Consider the following 16,381-nt stretch of genomic DNA (forward strand, 5'->3'; position numbering starts at 1 on the left):
ACGAGGCCTCGACTTTCTTCTCGGAACGGGTTGCCGGGGTGCCGTCCGACGACTACAACTGTCCACGCGCCCCCTCGGCGGAGCACGGCCGGAACGTTCCGGTCGGGTCTCGTCCTGGGGGTGGGTCGATCGGATAACGGCACGTCGCCCCACGCCCCGGGTCTCTCGGAGCGAGGGCCGTGTACCTCCTTCTGTGGGTGCACGCCGCGCGCGACGGCGCGGGTGCTGCGGCCGACGGCCCGAGTCGAAGTCCGTCTCCTCACGGGGCGGCGCCACCGTCGCGTGGCAGACCTTGTGCGGTACGCCGCAGGGACCGACCGGCTCGACACCCGGCCGGCAGGGTGCCGGCGGGGGCCCCCGACCTCATACTCGGGGGCCCTCCGCCGCACAGGCGGTTCACGGCATCCCACGGGTCCCCCACAGGCACGCCATCTACCCTTGATCCCATGCCTGACTCCCCCATCGACCTCACGGTCGTCGTCCCGATGTACAACGAGCAGGAGGTCATCCCCCTGTTCGTGGAGCGGCTCCGGCCGCTGGCGGAGTCCTGGGGAGCCACCTACGAGGTCCTCTGCGTCGACGACGGCTCGACCGACGCCACCCCCGTCCTCCTCCAGCGCCTGCGCCGGGAGTGGGACGCGGTGCGGGTCGTGCGGCTCCGCGCCAACGCCGGGCACCAGGCCGCCATCTCGGCCGGTCTGGCGCTCGCCCGTGGCCGGTACGTCGTGACGATCGACGCCGACCTGCAGGACCCGCCCGAGACGATCGGCGAGATGCTCCAGGTCGCCCGCGAGGAGGACGTCGACGTCGTGTACGGCGTCCGCGAGGACCGCTCCACCGACACCGCCTTCAAGCGCCTCTCCGCCCGCGCGTTCTACCGCTCCATCCGTGCCCTCTCGGACGTCGACGCGCACGTCGACGCGGGCGACTTCCGGCTGATGTCCCGGGCCACGGTCGACGCCGTCAACGCGCTGCCCGAGCACAACCGCGTGCTGCGCCTCGTCGTCCCGGCGCTCGGCTTCCCCAACGCGTCCGTGGGCTACCGGCGCGAAGCGCGCGCCGCGGGCGAGTCCAAGTACCCCTTCTCCAAGATGGTGCGGCTGTCGGTGGACGCCGTCACCGGCTTCTCCACCGCGCCGCTGCGCTTCGCCACGTGGCTCGGGCTGATCGGCGGCGTCGCGGCCGCGGTCGTCCTCGTCTACGCGGTCATCGCGATGTGGGTCGGCAACACCCTCCCCGGCTGGACGTCCACGGTCGTCATCGTCGCGGCCGTCGGGGCGGTGCAGCTGCTCGCCCTCGGCATCCTCGGCGAGTACGTCGGGCGCACCTACTCGGCCCTGCAGGCCAGGCCCGCGTACTTCGTCGCGCACGACAGCCTCGACCTCGCGGGCGCCGACCCCGCGCCGAGCCGCCCACACGTCGTGCCGGTGCGCGACGCCGAGGACGAGACCGGCGACACCCGGTCCGGCGCCACCGAGCGGCCCCGGAAGGCCTCGGCGGGTCAGACCCGGATCTGACCGTCGCCTTCCACGACCCACTTCGTCGTCGTCAGCTCGGGCAGGGCCATCGGGCCCCGGGCGTGCAGCTTCTGGGTCGAGATGCCGATCTCGGCACCGAACCCGAACTCGCCGCCGTCGGTGAACCGGGTGCTCGCGTTGACCATGACCGCGGCAGCGTCGACCTCGGCGGTGAACCTGCGGGCCACGGCACGGTCCTCGGTGACGACCGCCTCGGTGTGCCCGGAGCCGAAGCGCCGGATGTGGGCGAGCGCGGCGTCGAGGTCGTCGACGACCCCGACCGACATCTCGAGGCCGTGGAACTCCGTGGCGAAGTGCTCGTCGGTGGCCGCGTCGTGGAGGACTCCGGCCGCCTCGGCCGCCCGTCCGGCGGCGGCGTCGGTGTGCAGGGTCACGCCCTCGGCCGAGAGCGCCGCGAGCACCTTGGGGAGGAACGCGTCGGCGACCGCGCGGTGCACGAGGAGTGACTCGGCCGCGTTGCACACGCTCGGCCGGTGCGTCTTGGCGTTGACGGCGATGGCGAGGGCACGGTCGACGTCCGCGGCGGCGTCGACGTACACGTGGCAGTTGCCGACGCCGGTCTCGATGACGGGGACGGTGGAACCGGTGACGACGGCCTGGATGAGGTCCGCTCCCCCGCGTGGGATGAGGAGGTCGACCAGGCCCCGGGCGGTCATCAGGGCGCGTACGACGCCGTGGCCGCCCTCGAGCAGGCTCACCGCGTCGGCCGGGAGGCCGTGCGCCTCGAGCGCCGCACGGAGTACCCGGACGGTGGCGCGGTTGGTCTCCTGGGCGGCGCTGCCACCGCGCAGGACGACGGCGTTGCCGGACTTCAGGCCGAGCCCGGCGGCGTCGACGGTGACGTTCGGGCGGGCCTCGTAGATCATCCCGACGACCCCCATCGGCACCCGCACCTGGCGGATCTGCAGACCGTTGGCGAGGGTGGAGCCCCGCACGACCTCGCCGACCGGGTCGGGCAGACCGGCGACGTCGCGCAGCGCCTGTGCGACGGCGGCGACACGTGCCGGGTCGAGCCGCAGCCGGTCCTGGAGGCTCTCGGCCATCCCCTGCTCACGGCCGCGCGCGAGGTCGGCCGAGTTTCCCTCGACAACCTCGTCGGTGGCGGCCTCGAAGGCGTCGGCCAGCGCGTGGAGGGCGGCGTCCTTCTCGGCGCGGGAGAGCAGGGCGAGCCGGCGGGCGGCGCTGCGGGCGGACTCGGCGACGACGCGGACCTGCTCGACGTCCGCGGGGTCGATGTCGGTGACGCTCTCGGGCATGCCCCAAGGGTAGGCGCGTCCGCCGATGACGGGCACTCGCGGTCATGAGGTGAGCCGTGGAGCCCCGGGCCCCACCGGGTGGGCCCCCGGAGCCCCGGCGGCACCTCCCGGCCCCCCCCGCGCGCGAGCCGTGGACGACCGTGGAAGGATGGTCCGCCGTGACGACGATCCTGTCCATCCAGTCCTCCGTCGCGTACGGCCACGTCGGCAACAGCGCGGCGGTGTTCCCGCTCCAGCGGCTCGGCGTCGAGGTCTGGCCGGTACACACGGTGCACTTCTCCAACCACACCGGCTACGGGGCGTGGCGCGGGCCGCTCATGCCCGCCGACGACGTCCGCGAGGTCGTGACCGGAGTCGAGGAGCGCGAGGCGCTGGGCGAGGTCGACGCCGTGCTCTCCGGCTACCAGGGTGGCGAGGAGATCGGCGAGGTCATCCTCGACGCCGTCGCGCGGACCAAGGCCGCGAACCCGTCGGCCATCTACGCCTGCGACCCGGTGATGGGCAACGCGACGTCGGGATGCTTCGTCCACCCGGCCATCCCGGTGCTGCTCCGCGAGAAGGTCGTCCCGCAGGCCGACCTCATCACCCCGAACCAGTTCGAGCTCGGCTTCCTCACCGAGACCGGTCCGGGCGACCTGGACTCGACGCTGGCGTCGGTCGAGGCGGCGCGGGCGATGGGGCCGTCGACGGTGCTCGTCACGTCGGTGCTGCGCCCGGACCGCCCGGCGGACACCATCGAGATGCTCGCGGTCCACGGCGACGGTGCATGGGTCGTGCGCACCCCGCAGCTGCCGCTCAAGGCCAACGGCTCGGGGGACGTCACCGCCGCGCTCTTCATGGCCCACCTGCTGCGCACCGGGGATGCCGGCGAGGCGCTCGGCCGGACGGTGTCGTCGGTGTTCGACCTGCTGCAGCGCACGCTCGACTCCGGCCGGCGCGAGCTGCAGCTCGTACAGAGCCAGGACGAGATCGCGAACCCGCGGATGCAGTTCGAGGTCGAGCGCCTCCACTGAGGCCCCCGAGGAGGGTCAGAGGACGACGAGGTCGTCGCGGTGGACGACCTCCCGCTCGTACTCCGGGCCGAGCTCGCGGGCGAGCTCGTACGTCGAGCGGCCGAGCAGGCGGGGCAGCTCGCCGGACGCGAAGTTGACCAACCCGCGGGCGATGACGGTGCCGTCGGCCGCGCAGACGTCGACGGCGTCCCCCGCGGCGAACGAGCCGGTGACCTCGACGATCCCGGCCGGCAGGAGCGACTTGCGGCGCACCGTGACGGCCTCGACGGCGCCGTCGTCGAGGACGAGCCGGCCACGGGCAGTCGTCGCGTGCGCCAGCCAGCGCTTGCGGGAGGCGCGGGTCGCGGCAGCCGGCGCGAAGACGGTCCCGAGATCCGCACCGTCCAGCGCCCGGCGGACGTCCGGCAGCCGGGTGAGCAGGGTCGGAACACCCGCCGACCCGACGATCCCGGCGGCCTCGACCTTGGTGACCATGCCGCCGCTGCCGACCGACGAGCCGGTGCCGCCGATCGTCACGGCGTCGAGGTCCGACGGCTGCGCGACGAAGGGCACCCGGCGTGACCCCGCGCGGGACGGCGGACCGTCGTGGAGCGCGTCGACGTCGGTGAGCAGGACCAGCCCGTCCGCACCGACGAGGTCGGCGACGAGCGCCGCGAGCCGGTCGTTGTCGCCGAACCGGATCTCCTGGGTCGCCACGGTGTCGTTCTCGTTGACGATGGGCACGATGCCGAGCTCGAGCAGGCGCTCGAGGGTGCGCCGGGCGTTCGTGTAGTGGCTGCGGCGGGTCGTGTCGTCGGCCGTGAGCAGGACCTGCCCCACGGTCAGCCCGTGACCCGAGAACGCGGCCTGGTAGGCCGCCACGAGCGCACCCTGGCCGACGGACGCCGCCGCCTGCTGCGTCGCGAGGTCGGACGGCCGGCGCGCCAGCCCGAGCGGGCCGATGCCCGCCGCGATGGCACCGGAGGAGACGAGGACCACCTGACGGCCGGAGGCCCGCCGCTCGGCGAGGACGTCGACCAGCGCGGTCAGGGCGTCGAGGTCGAGCGACCCGCCGTCGACGCTGGTCAGCGACGACGACCCGACCTTGACGACGAGCCGCCGGGCCGCTCCGAGATCGCGGCGCAGCCGAGCGGCGGTGTCGTCGGCCACCGGCCTCAGTCCTCGTCCGCCACGCTCGACCAGTGCCCGGCACGGCGCTCGGCGGCGAGCTCGTCCCGGGCGGCCGTGGCGGCGTCCTTGCGGGCGTGGAACTCGTCACGCTTCTCGGCCCGGGTCTTGCGTCCGGAGTCCTCGAACCGGACGTCGGTCCCGCGGGGGCCGGACAGCAGCTCGGCACCGCCGGCCATCGTCGGCTCCCAGTCGAAGACGACGGCGTCGTCCTCGGGCCCGATGAGCACGGTCGAGCCCGCGACGGCGCCGGCCTCGAGGAGAGCCTCCTCGACGCCGAGCCGGGCCAGCCGGTCGGCGAGATAGCCGACGGCCTCGTCGTTGCTGAAGTCGGTCTGGCGCACCCAGCGCGTGGGACGCTCGCCGATCACCCGGAACGCCTCCCCCTCGGGCGTGCTCTCGCGACGGACGTGGAAGCCGCTGTCGTCGACCGCACGCGGCCGCAGGACGACGCGGGGCGGCGGAGGGGCGTCCGCCTCGGTCTGCGCCCGGGCCTCGGCGACGCGCCGGGACAGGGCGAAGGTGAGCTCCTTGAGCCCGACGTGGGCGACGGCAGAGACGACGTGGACCTCCAGCCCCTTCTCCTCGAGCATCGGCACGACCATCTCCGCGAGCTCTCGGGCCTCGGGGACGTCGGCCTTGTTGAGGACCACGATGCGGGTCCGCTCGGACAGCGGGCGCCCGCCGAGGCTGTCGTCGGTGACGTACGCCGCGAGCTCGGCCTCGATGACGTCGAGGTCGGTGAGTGGGTCACGGCCCGGCTCGAGCGTCGCGCAGTCGACGACGTGGACGAGGACCGAGCAGCGCTCGACGTGCCGGAGGAACTCCAGGCCGAGGCCCTTGCCCTCGCTCGCCCCCGGGATGAGGCCGGGCACGTCGGCGACGGTGTAGCGCTCGTTGCCGGCGGTCACGACGCCGAGGTTCGGGACGAGCGTCGTGAACGGGTAGTCGGCGATCTTCGGCTTCGCGGCCGACAGGACCGACACGAGCGAGGACTTGCCGGCGCTCGGGAACCCGATGAGCGCGACGTCCGCGAGGGACTTGAGCTCGAGGACGACGTCCTGCCCCTCCCCCGGCTCGCCGAGGAGCGCGAAGCCGGGAGCCTTGCGGCGCGGGCTCGCCAGCGCCTTGTTGCCCAACCCGCCACGACCGCCGCGGGCCACGGTGAACGTCGTGCCGGAACCGACGAGGTCGGCCAGGACCTCGCCGTGGGCGTCCTTGACGACCGTGCCCTCGGGCACGGGGAGGACGAGGTCGGAGCCGTCGGCACCGTTACGCTCGTCGCCGGCGCCCGGGGCCCCGTTCTCGGCCTTGCGGTGCGGGCTGTGGTGGTAGTCGAGGAGCGTCGTGGCCTGCGGGTCGACCGCGAGGACGACCGAGCCGCCGCGTCCGCCGTTGCCACCGTCGGGCCCGCCGAGCGGCTTGAACTTCTCGCGGCGCACCGAGGCGACCCCGTGCCCGCCGTTCCCGGCGGAGACGTGGAGGACGACACGGTCGACGAAGGTCGCCATCGGTTCTGCTCCTCGGGTCGTGGGATGCGTGAGGGGCGGGCCGATCGCGGCCCGCCCCTCACCGTGGTGCGTGGTGCCGGGCGGTGGCCCGGCGGCGCGTCACTCGGCGGCGGCACCCGCCGGGACGACGTTGACGACCTTGCGGCCGCGCTTGCTGCCGAACTCGACGGCGCCCGCGACGAGCGCGAAGAGGGTGTCGTCGCCACCGCGGCCGACACCGTCGCCCGGGTGGAAGTGGGTGCCGCGCTGGCGGACGAGGATCTCGCCGGCCTTGACGACCTGGCCGCCGTAGCGCTTGACGCCGAGGTACTGCGCGTTCGAGTCGCGACCGTTCCGGGTCGAGGACGCGCCCTTCTTGTGTGCCATGTCAGAAAGTCCTGTTCGTGAGGTCCGAGCGTGGGCTCAGGCGTCGATCGCGGTGATCTTGACCTGGGTGAGCGGCTGACGGTGGCCCTGGCGCTTCCGGTAGCCGGTCTTGTTCTTGTACTTGAGGATCGTGATCTTCGGGCCCTTGGCGGGCTTGACGACCTCGGCGGTGACGGTGACCTTCGCGAGCTTGCTCGCGTCGCTGGTCACGGTTCCGCCGTCGACCACGAGCAGCGGCTGGAGCTGGATCTTGTCGCCGGCCTCACCGGTCTGCTTGTCGATGAGCAGGGTGTCGCCCACGGAGACCTTCTCCTGGCGACCGCCTGCGCGCACAATCGCGTACACGTTCGTACTCACTTCCTGTTCGGGCGCGCTCGCTCGTGACCGGCCGGTCGCGACCCCGTGGACGACACGGGACACCGACGCGGTGGGCGCACCGACGTCGAAGCCTACCGGCGGCGAGGGCGGGCGGCCAAATCGCCGTAGCCTCGCCGGGGGCGGTCAGCCCACCTGGTCGGACGTCTCCGGGCCGGCCTCGTCGGCGGGCGACGGCTCGGCCGCCGTGGGCGGTCCTGCCGGGGCGACGACGCGTCCGCGACGCCGGCGTGGGCGGGCCGGCGCCTCCTCCACCGAGGCCTCCTCGGTAGCGGCCCGGGTGGTCTCGTCCGCCGCGGCGTCCTGGGTGGGCGCCGGCGCGTCGGGAGCGGGAGGCGTGTCGTCCTCCGGCGGGGCCGGGGCGGAGACGTCGGCGCCGTCCTCGAGCTCGACGGCCACGTCGTCGGCCGCGACATCGTGGTCGGTGTGCTTGAGCGCCGCGGCGTGGGCGGCGGCCGCGATCTGCGCAGCGGTGGGCCCGTTCTGCTGCTTGTCGTCGCTCGCAGCGCTCGACGCGCCGTCCTCCTGGCCGCCCGCACGGCCACCACGGCGCCCCCGGGACCGGCCGGACCCGCCGTCGCCGCTGCCGGAGCTGCGCTCGACCGGCTCGGCGTGGACGACGATGCCGCGCCCGCTGCAGTGCTCGCAGGGCTCGGAGAAGACCTCGATGAGGCCCGAGCCGACCCGCTTGCGGGTCATCTGGACCAGGCCGAGCGAGGTGACCTCGGCGACCTGGTGCTTCGTGCGGTCCCGGCCCAGGCACTCGAGGAGGCGCCGGACGACGAGGTCGCGGTTGGACTCCAGGACCATGTCGATGAAGTCGATGACGATGATGCCGCCGATGTCGCGCAACCGGAGCTGGCGGACGATCTCCTCGGCGGCCTCGAGGTTGTTCTTCGTCACCGTCTCCTCGAGGTTGCCCCCGGAGCCGACGAACTTGCCGGTGTTGACGTCGACGACGGTCATCGCCTCGGTGCGGTCGATGACGAGCGAGCCACCCGAGGGCAACCAGACCTTGCGGTCCATCGCCTTGGCGATCTGCTCGTCGATCCGGTGTGCGGCGAAGACGTCCTGCTCGTCGGTCCAGCGGGTGAGCCGCTGGGCGAGGTCGGGGGCGACGTCCTCGACGTACTCGCTGACCTCGCCCCACGCCTTGTCGCCGGAGACGACGAGCGAGGCGAAGTCCTCGGTGAAGACGTCGCGGATGACCCGGATGGTGAGGTCGGGCTCGCCGTGCAGCAGCGCCGGCGCTCCCCCGCTGCCGGACTTCTTCGACGAGGCCTTGTCGGCCTTGCTCCTGATCCGGTCCCACTGCTTCGTGAGGCGCTCGACGTCGGCCTTGAGCTCATCCTCCGAGGCCCCCTCGGCGGCGGTGCGCACGATGACGCCGGCGCCGTCGGGCACGACCTCCTTGAGGATGGCCTTGAGCCGGGCGCGCTCGGTGTCGGGCAGCTTGCGGGAGATCCCCGTCATCGAGCCCTCGGGCACGTAGACGACGTAGCGGCCCGGCAGCGAGATCTGCGAGGTGAGCCGGGCCCCCTTGTGGCCGATCGGGTCCTTGGTCACCTGGACCAGGACCGTGTCGCCGGAGGAGAGGGCGTTCTCGATGCGCTTCGCCTGGCCGCCCTCGAGGCCCGCGGCGTCCCAGTTGACCTCACCCGCGTAGAGCACGGCGTTGCGGCCCTTGCCGATGTCGACGAACGCGGCCTCCATCGACGGCAGGACGTTCTGGACCCGGCCGAGGTAGACGTTGCCCGCCATCGAGGCGGTCGTCTCGCGCGAGACGTAGTGCTCGACGAGCACGCCGTCCTCGAGGACGCCGATCTGGGTCCGGCCGTCGCGGTCCCGGACGACCATCGAACGCTCGACGCTCTCGCGGCGGGCCAGGAACTCGGCCTCGGTGATGACCGTGCGCCGACGGCCGGCCTCGCGACCCTCACGACGCCGCTGCTTCTTCGCCTCGAGGCGGGTCGAGCCCTTGACGGCCGTGGGCTCGTCACGGCCGGAGCGTGGCTGACGCACCTTGGTGACGGTGCCGGGCGGGTCGTCGCCGTCGGCGCCCGAGGACCCGCGGCGGCGCCGGCGCCGACGACGGCTCGACGAGCTCTCGCCGTCGTCGCCGGAGTCGTCCGTGGACCCCTCGCTCGTGCCGCTCTCGCCGTCGCCCCTGCCCGTGGCGTCGGTCTTGCCCTTGCCGTCGCCGGCGTCGGCCGAGGCGTCGTCACCGGACGAGCCGGTCTGGTCGTCGTCACCCTTGCCGCGACCGCGGCGGCCTCGACCACCCCGGCGCCGGCGGCGCGACCCCCCGTCGCCGTCTCCGGCCTCCCCGCCGTCGCCGGTGTCGTCCGCATCGGACGACGCGGTCTCGGGCGCCTCGGCCGGGGCGACGTCGGCAGGCCGCTCGGCAGGGGCCTGCGCCGGCGCGCTGGCCCGGCGGCGGCGTGGGGCGACCGTGGGCTCCGGAGCCTGGAACAGCAGCCCGAACGAGGTGCCGGCACCGGTCGCCTCACCGGTGGAGTCGACGGAGCCCTCCGGAGCCGGGTCGGCGGCGGCGCTGTCCTGCGCGGCGGACCCGTCGACCTCGGCGGCCTTGCTCCTCCTGCCGGACCGCTTGGCCTTCGCGGGCTGGTCGGCCGTCGCGGGGTCGTCCGGCTTCTCGGAGCCGTCGGCCGCGTCCGGCTCCGGGGCAGGGTCGGCCTTCTTCGACGCCCGCTTTCGCGTGGCCTTCTTCGGAGCCGTGGACTTGTCGTCGCTGTCCGCCGGTGAGGCCGCAGGAGCGGACGTGGTGGGTTCGGCGGCCTCGGGGGTCGCAGTGTCGTTCTCGGAAGCCATGATGGCCCCTTTCGTCACCCGACGGCCGGTGCCCACACCGGTCCGCCGGAGGCGGAGCCGCACCGACCGCGGTGTGCGATCGCATCGTGTGGGCGAACCCCACACGGAAGTCAGCAGCTACCCCGGGACGGCTCGCGCGGGCGGCGCGTCACCCTCCGGGGCCGACAGCCTCCCGGTCGGTGGCCAACGGGTCGGCCACCCCGTCAGCATCCGCGGTCAGAAGGCCTTGAGCCATCCTGGTCACCAGGGGTGGGACCGGGGGGCCGAAGCCGGTGACCGCGTGGAGTGCGGTCAGGATGTCGTCGGGGCGTACGGACGGTGTGGTGTGCCGTACGACCATCCGCAGTATCGCACATCCGTCGTCGTCGACCCCGGTCACCTGCATCCGGAGCACCGGTTCGCGCGTGTCGAACGTCTTCGGCCCGCGCTTGAACGTGCGCGTCGTCTCGGCCCGGTCGACGGCGAGGTAGGCGGTCACGGCGCGCTCGACCTCGGCCGGGTCGGCACCCCGGACGACGAGCCGCCACTCGCTCGCCTCGAGGCGGTCGGCGAGCGACCCCGGACCGGCCTCGACGACCTCGACGACGGCGAGGTCCTGGGGCAGCGCCTCGTCGAGGGCCGCGCGCAGGGCCTCGGGGTCGACGCGTTCGGCGACCCGGATCTCGAAGTACTCGGCCTCGCTGGCGGTGCCGGTGGGAGCCGCGTTCGCGTACGAGATGAGCGGATGGGGGTGGAAGCCGGCGGAGTACGCCATCGGGACCCCGGCCCGGCGCAGCGCGCGCTCCAGCGCCCGGGAGAAGTCCCGCGTCGAGGAGAACCGCAGCCGGCCGCGCTTGGCGTACCGGATGCGCAGCTTCTGGACCGCAGGGGGTGGCGGTGGTCCCTCGGGGGTGCGCTGGCGGGCCATGCCGTCAGCCTAGGAGCGCCCCGGGCGCGGGCCCAATCGTCACCGTCCGGCCCCCGTGGGACGGTCTGCACACGACAGCGCCGCGCGTGAGGGCTCAGAGGTCGAGGCGCATGAGGTCGGCAGCGTCGACGAAGCCGACGGCGCGGTAGAGCGGGACCGAGACCTCGCTGGGGTTGATCACGACGCGGACCATCCCCTGCGACCGGCACCAGTCGAGCAGAGCGTCCACGAGGAGGCGGCCGACGCCTCGCCGGCGGTGCGCGGGGTCGGTCCAGACGTTCGCGACGTAGGCCCACCGGGTGTCCGGGCGGCCGGGGCGCGGCATCCGGTCGAAGACCTGGAGGTTGGCCATCCCCACGGGCTCACCGGCCGGGGCGCGGACCACCCAGGCGTGTCGGGCGCCACCCTGCTGCCGCCACCAGGCGCCGAGCCGGTCGACGAAGCCGTCCTCGGCGGCGTCGTCCTGCTCGAGCATCCACGCGGTGCGCATCGCGGCGAGCTCGGCAAGGGCCTGCGGACGAGCGGGGTCGAGCCGCTCGACCCGATACTTCTCGGGCACGTCCGGCACCCTAGCCGTCGCCCGCCGGTCCGGCCGCTCGTCCCCCGACACCCCGAAATGTCCACGCGGGTGGGGCGCGCGGTCAGGAGGTGTGCTCGGCCATCCGCTCGCGGCCGGAGCCGAGGACGGTGAGTGGGAGCAGCGTCTTGCCGGTGGGTCCGATCTCGATCTCGGTCCCCATCTGCGGGCAGACGCCACAGTCGAAACACGGCGTCCAGCGGCAGTCCTCGACCTCGGTCTCGTCGAGGGCGTCGAGCCAGTCCTGCCAGAGCCACTCCTTGTCGAGCCCGGAGTCGATGTGGTCCCAGGGCAGGACCTCGGCCTCATCGCGCTCGCGTGTGGTGTACCAGTCGACGTCCAGGCCGAACGCCGGCAGCTCCGCGGCGCACGCGGCCATCCATGCGTCGTAGGAGAAGTGCTCGGACCAGCCGTCGAACCGGCCGCCGCCGCGCCACACGGCCTCGATGACCCGGCCGACCCGGCGGTCGCCGCGGGACAGCAGGCCCTCGACGATGCCCGGCTTGCCGTCGTGGTAGCGGAAGCCGATGGACGACCCGTAGCGACGGTCGGAGCGGATGGCCTCGCGCAGCCTCTCGAGCCGGGCGTCGGTGGCGTCGGCGCCGAGCTGGGCCGCCCACTGGAACGGCGTGTGCGGCTTGGGCACGAAGCCTCCGATGGACACGGTGCAGCGGATGTCCCGGCGGCCGCTGACCTCACGACCGGTCTCGATGACCCGCTTGGCGAGCTCGGCGATCTGGAGGACGTCCTCGTCGGTCTCGGTGGGCAGGCCGCACATGAAGTAGAGCTTGACCTGCCGCCAGCCCGCGCCGTACGCGGCCGAGACGGTCCGGATGAGGTCGTCCTCGCTGACCATCTTGTTGATGACCTTGCGGATGCGCTCCGAGCCGCCCTCGGGGGCGAAGGTCAGGCCCGACCGGCGCCCGTTCCGGGTCAGCTCGTTGGCCAGGTCGATGTTGAACGCGTCGACGCGGGTCGACGGGAGCGACAGCCCGGTGTTCGTTCCCTCGTAGCGGTCGGCCAGCCCCTTGGTCACCTGGGCGATCTCGCTGTGGTCGGCCGAGGACAGCGACAGCAGCCCGACCTCCTCGAACCCGGTGGCCGACAGGCCCTGCTCGACCATCTCGCCGATCCCGGTGATGGACCGCTCGCGCACCGGCCGGGTGATCATCCCGGCCTGGCAGAACCGGCAGCCGCGGGTGCAGCCGCGGAAGATCTCGACCGACATCCGCTCGTGCACCGACTCGGCGAGCGGCACGAGCGGCTGCTTCGGGTACGGCCACGCGTCGAGGTCCATGACGGTGTGCTTGCTGACCCGCCACGGCACCCCCGGCCGGTTCGGAGCGACACGCCGGATGCGGCCGTCCGGCAGGTAGGTGACGTCGTAGAAGCGCGGGACGTACACGCCGCCGGTACGGGCCAGGCGCAGAAGCAGCTCGTCGCGGCCGCCCGGGCGACCCTCGCCCTTCCAGTCCCGGACGATGTCGGTGACCGCGAGCACGGCCTCCTCGCCGTCGCCGACGACCGCGGCGTCGACGAAGTCGGCGACCGGCTCGGGGTTGAACGCGGCGTGCCCGCCGGCGACGACCACCGGATGCGACTCGTCACGGTCCGCCGCGTGCAGCGGGATGCCGGCGAGGTCGAGCGCGGTGAGCAGGTTGGTGTAGCCGAGCTCGGTGGAGAAGGAGACGCCGAGCAGGTCGAAGTCCCCGACCGGACGGTGGGCGTCGACGGTGAACTGGGGGACGCCGTGCTCGCGCATCAGCGCCTCGAGGTCCGGCCACACGGCGTAGGTGCGCTCGGCGAGCGCGTCCGGGCGCTCGTTGAGCACCTCGTAGAGGATCATGACGCCCTGGTTCGGCACGCCGACCTCGTAGGCGTCGGGGTACATGAGCGACCAGCGGACAGTCCCGTCCCCGGCGACGTCCCAGGGCTTGACCGTCGAGTTGAGCTCGCCGCCGACGTACTGGACGGGCTTGCCGACCTGCTCGAGCAGCGGCTCGAGGGCGGGGAAGACGGACCGACCGGGCATCCCTCAAGAGTAGGTGCGTCCCGGCGCGCACCCAAACGGCGCGAGTCACGCCCCGATGGTTCCCTCGGCCGGGACGTAGGGCTCGAAGAACTGGTTGGCGGGCATGCCGGCCATACTCATGACCAGGGCCGGCACGGCCATGCCGTCGACCTGCTCACGGATGATGTCGGCGTGCCCCGCGTGCCGGGCCAGCTCCTCGACCTGGTGGCCGAGGTAGTACCTCGCGTGGATGGGGAGTGCCTCGTGGATGCCGTACCAGGGCGCGGCCGGGGCGAGCCGCTCCGCCCCGGGGTCTGCCGCGGCGAGGGCGGCGAGGTAGCGGGGCCGCAGCTCGTCGAAGGCGGTCAGGACGTCCTCGACGGACTCGTCGTCGGTGAGCGAGAACTGGGCGAGGTACTCCGCGTAGGCCGACGGGTCGAGGGGCGGCGGCTCGGGCGCGGCGAGGACCTCGATGGCGCCGCGCATGACGTGGACGACGTGCTTGAGGATGCCCGCGACGGACAGGACGCTGCGACACGGGGTGGCGCGGGCCTGGGCCTCGGTGAGGCCGTACGGGGCGGCCCGTAGCGCGTCGAGCTGCTGGTCGACGTACGCGACGAGGGTCTCCGACTCGTCGTGGACCGTGGGTGGGTACATGGGGTCTCCTTCTCGACGCGGGTCGGACACCGACGACACCTCTGTTGTAGCGCTCGGCACCGACATCCGGAAGCCGGCGCCGCTCTCCCCCGCCCCGAACCTGTCGTGGTCGTGACGAAGCTCCGCCGGACGGCTGCGTGACCTGGGCCTTCGTGCTTGGCTGGACCCATGAGCACAGAGCAGCAGGTCGACCTCGTCGTCCTCGGCCTCGGGCCGGGCGGAGAGGCGGTGGCCACCGAAGCGTCCCGGGCGGGCCTCGACGTCGTCGGCGTCGACGAGCGGCTCGTCGGCGGGGAGTGCCCGTACTTCGGATGCATCCCGAGCAAGATGGTCGTCCGTGCGGCGGGCGCCCTCGCCGAGGCCCGCCGGGTCGGCTCCCTCGCCGGAACGGCCGAGGTGAGCCCGGACTTCTCCGTGGTCGCGCGACGGATCCGGGACGAGGCGACGTCCGACTGGGACGACACGGCCGCCGTCCGGCGCCTCGAGGAGGCCGGCGTCACGTTCGTCCGCGGACACGGGCGACTCGCCGGTGCCGGTGTCGTCGAGGTCGGGGACCGTCGCTTCGTCGCCTCCGTGGGGGTCGTCCTCAACACCGGGACCGCTCCGGCCGCACCACCCGTCGACGGTCTGGCCGACACGCCCTACTGGACCAACCGCGAGGTGCTGCGGGCCACCGAGGCCCCGGCGACGCTCGTCGTGATGGGTGCCGGCGCGATCGGCGCCGAGCTCGCCCAGGCCTTCGCCCGCTTCGGGACCCGGGTCACGCTCGTCGAGGCGGCGGAGCACGTGCTGTCCGTCGAGGAGCCCGAGGCCTCCGCCGTCGTCGAGCAGGCCTTCGCCGCCGACGGCGTCCAGGTGCTCACCGGCACGCGCGTGGGGTCCGTCTCGCACGCCGACGGCCGGTTCACCGTCTCGGTGACCGACGCCGGGGGCACCGCCATGGACCTCGCCGCCGACCGCCTGCTCGTGGCGGCCGGTCGCCGGCCGAACCTCTCGGACATCGGCCTCGAGACCGTCGGGCTCGACCCGTCCGCGCGTTCGGTCGAGACGGACGAGCGGATGCGCGCCGGCGAGCGGCTGTGGGCCGTCGGCGACATCACCGCGAAGGGGCCGTTCACCCACCTGTCGATGTACCAGGCGGCGGTCGCCGTCCGGGACCTCACCGGGGGCGACGGCCCCTGGGCCAGCTACCACGCGGTCCCCCGCGTGACCTTCACCGACCCCGAGGTCGGTGCGGTCGGGCTGACCGAGCGTCAGGCACGCGAGGCCGGACTCGACGTCCGGACCGGGAGCGCGCCCCTCGAGGAGAGCACCCGCGGATGGCTGCACGGGCCCGGTGGTGAGGGGGTCGTCAAGGTCGTCGAGGACCGCGCCGCCGGACACCTCGTCGGCGCGACGGCCGTGGGGCCGGCCGGTGGCGAGGTCCTCTCGATGCTCGCGACGGCCGTCCACGCACGCGTCCCCACCGCGGTCCTGCGCGAGCAGGTGCTCGCGTTCCCCACCTTCCACCGCGCGGTCTCGACCGCGCTGGGCGCCCTCGACGGCTGATCCGGTGCCCGGCCCCGACGCCCTCGACATCGCGTTCGCGGCGCACCCCCGTGAGCACTTCCTGCCCCGCGCGGTCGTGGCCGAGGCCGGCACCGACGGCCCGTTGTCGATCGGGTACGGACAGACGAACAGCCAGCCCCGGACGGTCCGTGCGATGCTCGAGCTCCTCGACGTCCGGCCCGGCCACCGCGTCCTCGACGTCGGGGCGGGCTCGGGCTGGACCACCGCTCTGCTCGCCGAGCTCACCGGCTCCGGGGGCGTCGTCATCGGGGTCGAGCGCGTCCCCCAGCTCGTCGAGCGGGCCGCCGCGGCCGTCGGCGGTGCACTGCTCGGTTGGGCGTCGGTCCGGTCCGCGCAGCCCGGAAGGCTCGGCGCGCCGGACGACGGGCCCTTCAACCGCATCCTCGTCTCGGCGATGGCCGAGACGCTGCCGACCGAGCTCGTGGCGCAGCTGACCCCGGGCGGCGTGCTCGTCGTCCCGGTGGCAGGCCGGATGCTGCGCGTCGTGCGAGGCGAGCAGCCGGACGACGACCCGGCGGCGCCCTCAGTGACCGAGCACGGGACCTACCGGTTCGTCCCGCTGGTGAGCGACTGACCTCCGCCGGGACCGCGGTTCCGGGACC

Annotated in this window: 14 protein-coding genes; 4 read left to right on the forward strand and 10 right to left on the reverse strand. The window is 73.7% G+C overall.

All coding sequences use genetic code 11. From position 1 onward, the window contains the following. Positions 1 to 446 precede the first annotated feature (446 nt). The gene (locus JQN72_RS10475; RefSeq protein ID WP_204135132.1) at positions 447 to 1,517 is read left to right on the forward strand and encodes a glycosyltransferase family 2 protein; all 1,071 of its coding nucleotides are present in this window, start codon (positions 447 to 449) and stop codon (positions 1,515 to 1,517) included. Here the strand turns inward: JQN72_RS10475 and JQN72_RS10480 are convergent. Further along, on the reverse strand, positions 1,502 to 2,794 hold the full coding sequence (locus JQN72_RS10480) for a glutamate-5-semialdehyde dehydrogenase (RefSeq protein WP_204135133.1): 1,293 nt from the start codon (positions 2,792 to 2,794) through the stop codon (positions 1,502 to 1,504). The genes JQN72_RS10475 and JQN72_RS10480 overlap by 16 nt on opposite strands. A gap of 158 nt (positions 2,795 to 2,952) precedes the next feature. On the opposite strand from JQN72_RS10480, the gene pdxY reads away from it, so the two are divergent. After that, on the forward strand, positions 2,953 to 3,807 hold the full coding sequence (gene pdxY / locus JQN72_RS10485) for a pyridoxal kinase PdxY (protein WP_204135134.1): 855 nt from the start codon (positions 2,953 to 2,955) through the stop codon (positions 3,805 to 3,807). 15 nt (positions 3,808 to 3,822) lie between these two features. On the opposite strand, the gene proB is transcribed toward pdxY, so the two are convergent. The 9 genes from proB to JQN72_RS10530 form a co-directional block, all read right to left on the reverse strand. Then, on the reverse strand, positions 3,823 to 4,956 hold the full coding sequence (gene proB, locus JQN72_RS10490) for a glutamate 5-kinase (protein ID WP_204135135.1): 1,134 nt from the start codon (positions 4,954 to 4,956) through the stop codon (positions 3,823 to 3,825). 5 nt (positions 4,957 to 4,961) lie between these two features. Further along, complete coding sequence (gene obgE / locus JQN72_RS10495) at positions 4,962 to 6,485, reverse strand: GTPase ObgE (protein WP_204135136.1); 1,524 nt, start codon at positions 6,483 to 6,485, stop codon at positions 4,962 to 4,964. Positions 6,486 to 6,584: 99 nt separating this feature from the next. Further along, positions 6,585 to 6,851 (reverse strand): 50S ribosomal protein L27, encoded by a 267-nt coding sequence (gene rpmA, locus JQN72_RS10500; RefSeq protein WP_204135137.1) that lies wholly within the window; start codon positions 6,849 to 6,851, stop codon positions 6,585 to 6,587. Positions 6,852 to 6,887: 36 nt separating this feature from the next. Then, the gene (rplU, locus tag JQN72_RS10505; RefSeq protein WP_204135138.1) at positions 6,888 to 7,196 is read right to left on the reverse strand and encodes a 50S ribosomal protein L21; all 309 of its coding nucleotides are present in this window, start codon (positions 7,194 to 7,196) and stop codon (positions 6,888 to 6,890) included. 156 nt (positions 7,197 to 7,352) lie between these two features. Next, the gene (locus JQN72_RS10510; protein WP_204135139.1) at positions 7,353 to 10,058 is read right to left on the reverse strand and encodes an Rne/Rng family ribonuclease; all 2,706 of its coding nucleotides are present in this window, start codon (positions 10,056 to 10,058) and stop codon (positions 7,353 to 7,355) included. 148 nt (positions 10,059 to 10,206) lie between these two features. After that, entirely contained in the window at positions 10,207 to 10,965 is a 759-nt protein-coding gene (locus tag JQN72_RS10515) for a TIGR03936 family radical SAM-associated protein (RefSeq protein WP_204135140.1), read from the reverse strand. A 94-nt stretch (positions 10,966 to 11,059) separates the two neighbouring features. After that, positions 11,060 to 11,524: a GNAT family N-acetyltransferase gene (locus JQN72_RS10520; protein WP_307812604.1), complete on the reverse strand. Its 465-nt coding sequence runs from the start codon at positions 11,522 to 11,524 to the stop codon at positions 11,060 to 11,062. A gap of 82 nt (positions 11,525 to 11,606) precedes the next feature. Continuing rightward, positions 11,607 to 13,574, reverse strand: a complete 1,968-nt coding sequence (locus JQN72_RS10525) for a TIGR03960 family B12-binding radical SAM protein (protein ID WP_204135141.1) — start codon at positions 13,572 to 13,574, stop codon at positions 11,607 to 11,609. A gap of 45 nt (positions 13,575 to 13,619) precedes the next feature. After that, entirely contained in the window at positions 13,620 to 14,210 is a 591-nt protein-coding gene (locus JQN72_RS10530) for a DinB family protein (protein WP_204135142.1), read from the reverse strand. Between the two features lie 168 nt (positions 14,211 to 14,378). Here JQN72_RS10530 and JQN72_RS10535 point away from each other — a divergent pair, with 168 nt between their 5' ends. Together JQN72_RS10535 and JQN72_RS10540 are read left to right on the forward strand one after the other, a co-directional pair. Beyond that, positions 14,379 to 15,758, forward strand: a complete 1,380-nt coding sequence (locus tag JQN72_RS10535) for an NAD(P)/FAD-dependent oxidoreductase (protein ID WP_204135143.1) — start codon at positions 14,379 to 14,381, stop codon at positions 15,756 to 15,758. Positions 15,759 to 15,762: 4 nt separating this feature from the next. After that, positions 15,763 to 16,353, forward strand: coding sequence for a protein-L-isoaspartate O-methyltransferase (locus JQN72_RS10540; protein WP_204135144.1), 591 nt, complete (start codon positions 15,763 to 15,765; stop codon positions 16,351 to 16,353). Positions 16,354 to 16,381: the final 28 nt, after the last annotated feature.

The organism is Phycicoccus sp. CSK15P-2 (genome assembly GCF_016888005.1).
Taxonomy (GTDB): domain Bacteria; phylum Actinomycetota; class Actinomycetes; order Actinomycetales; family Dermatophilaceae; genus Phycicoccus.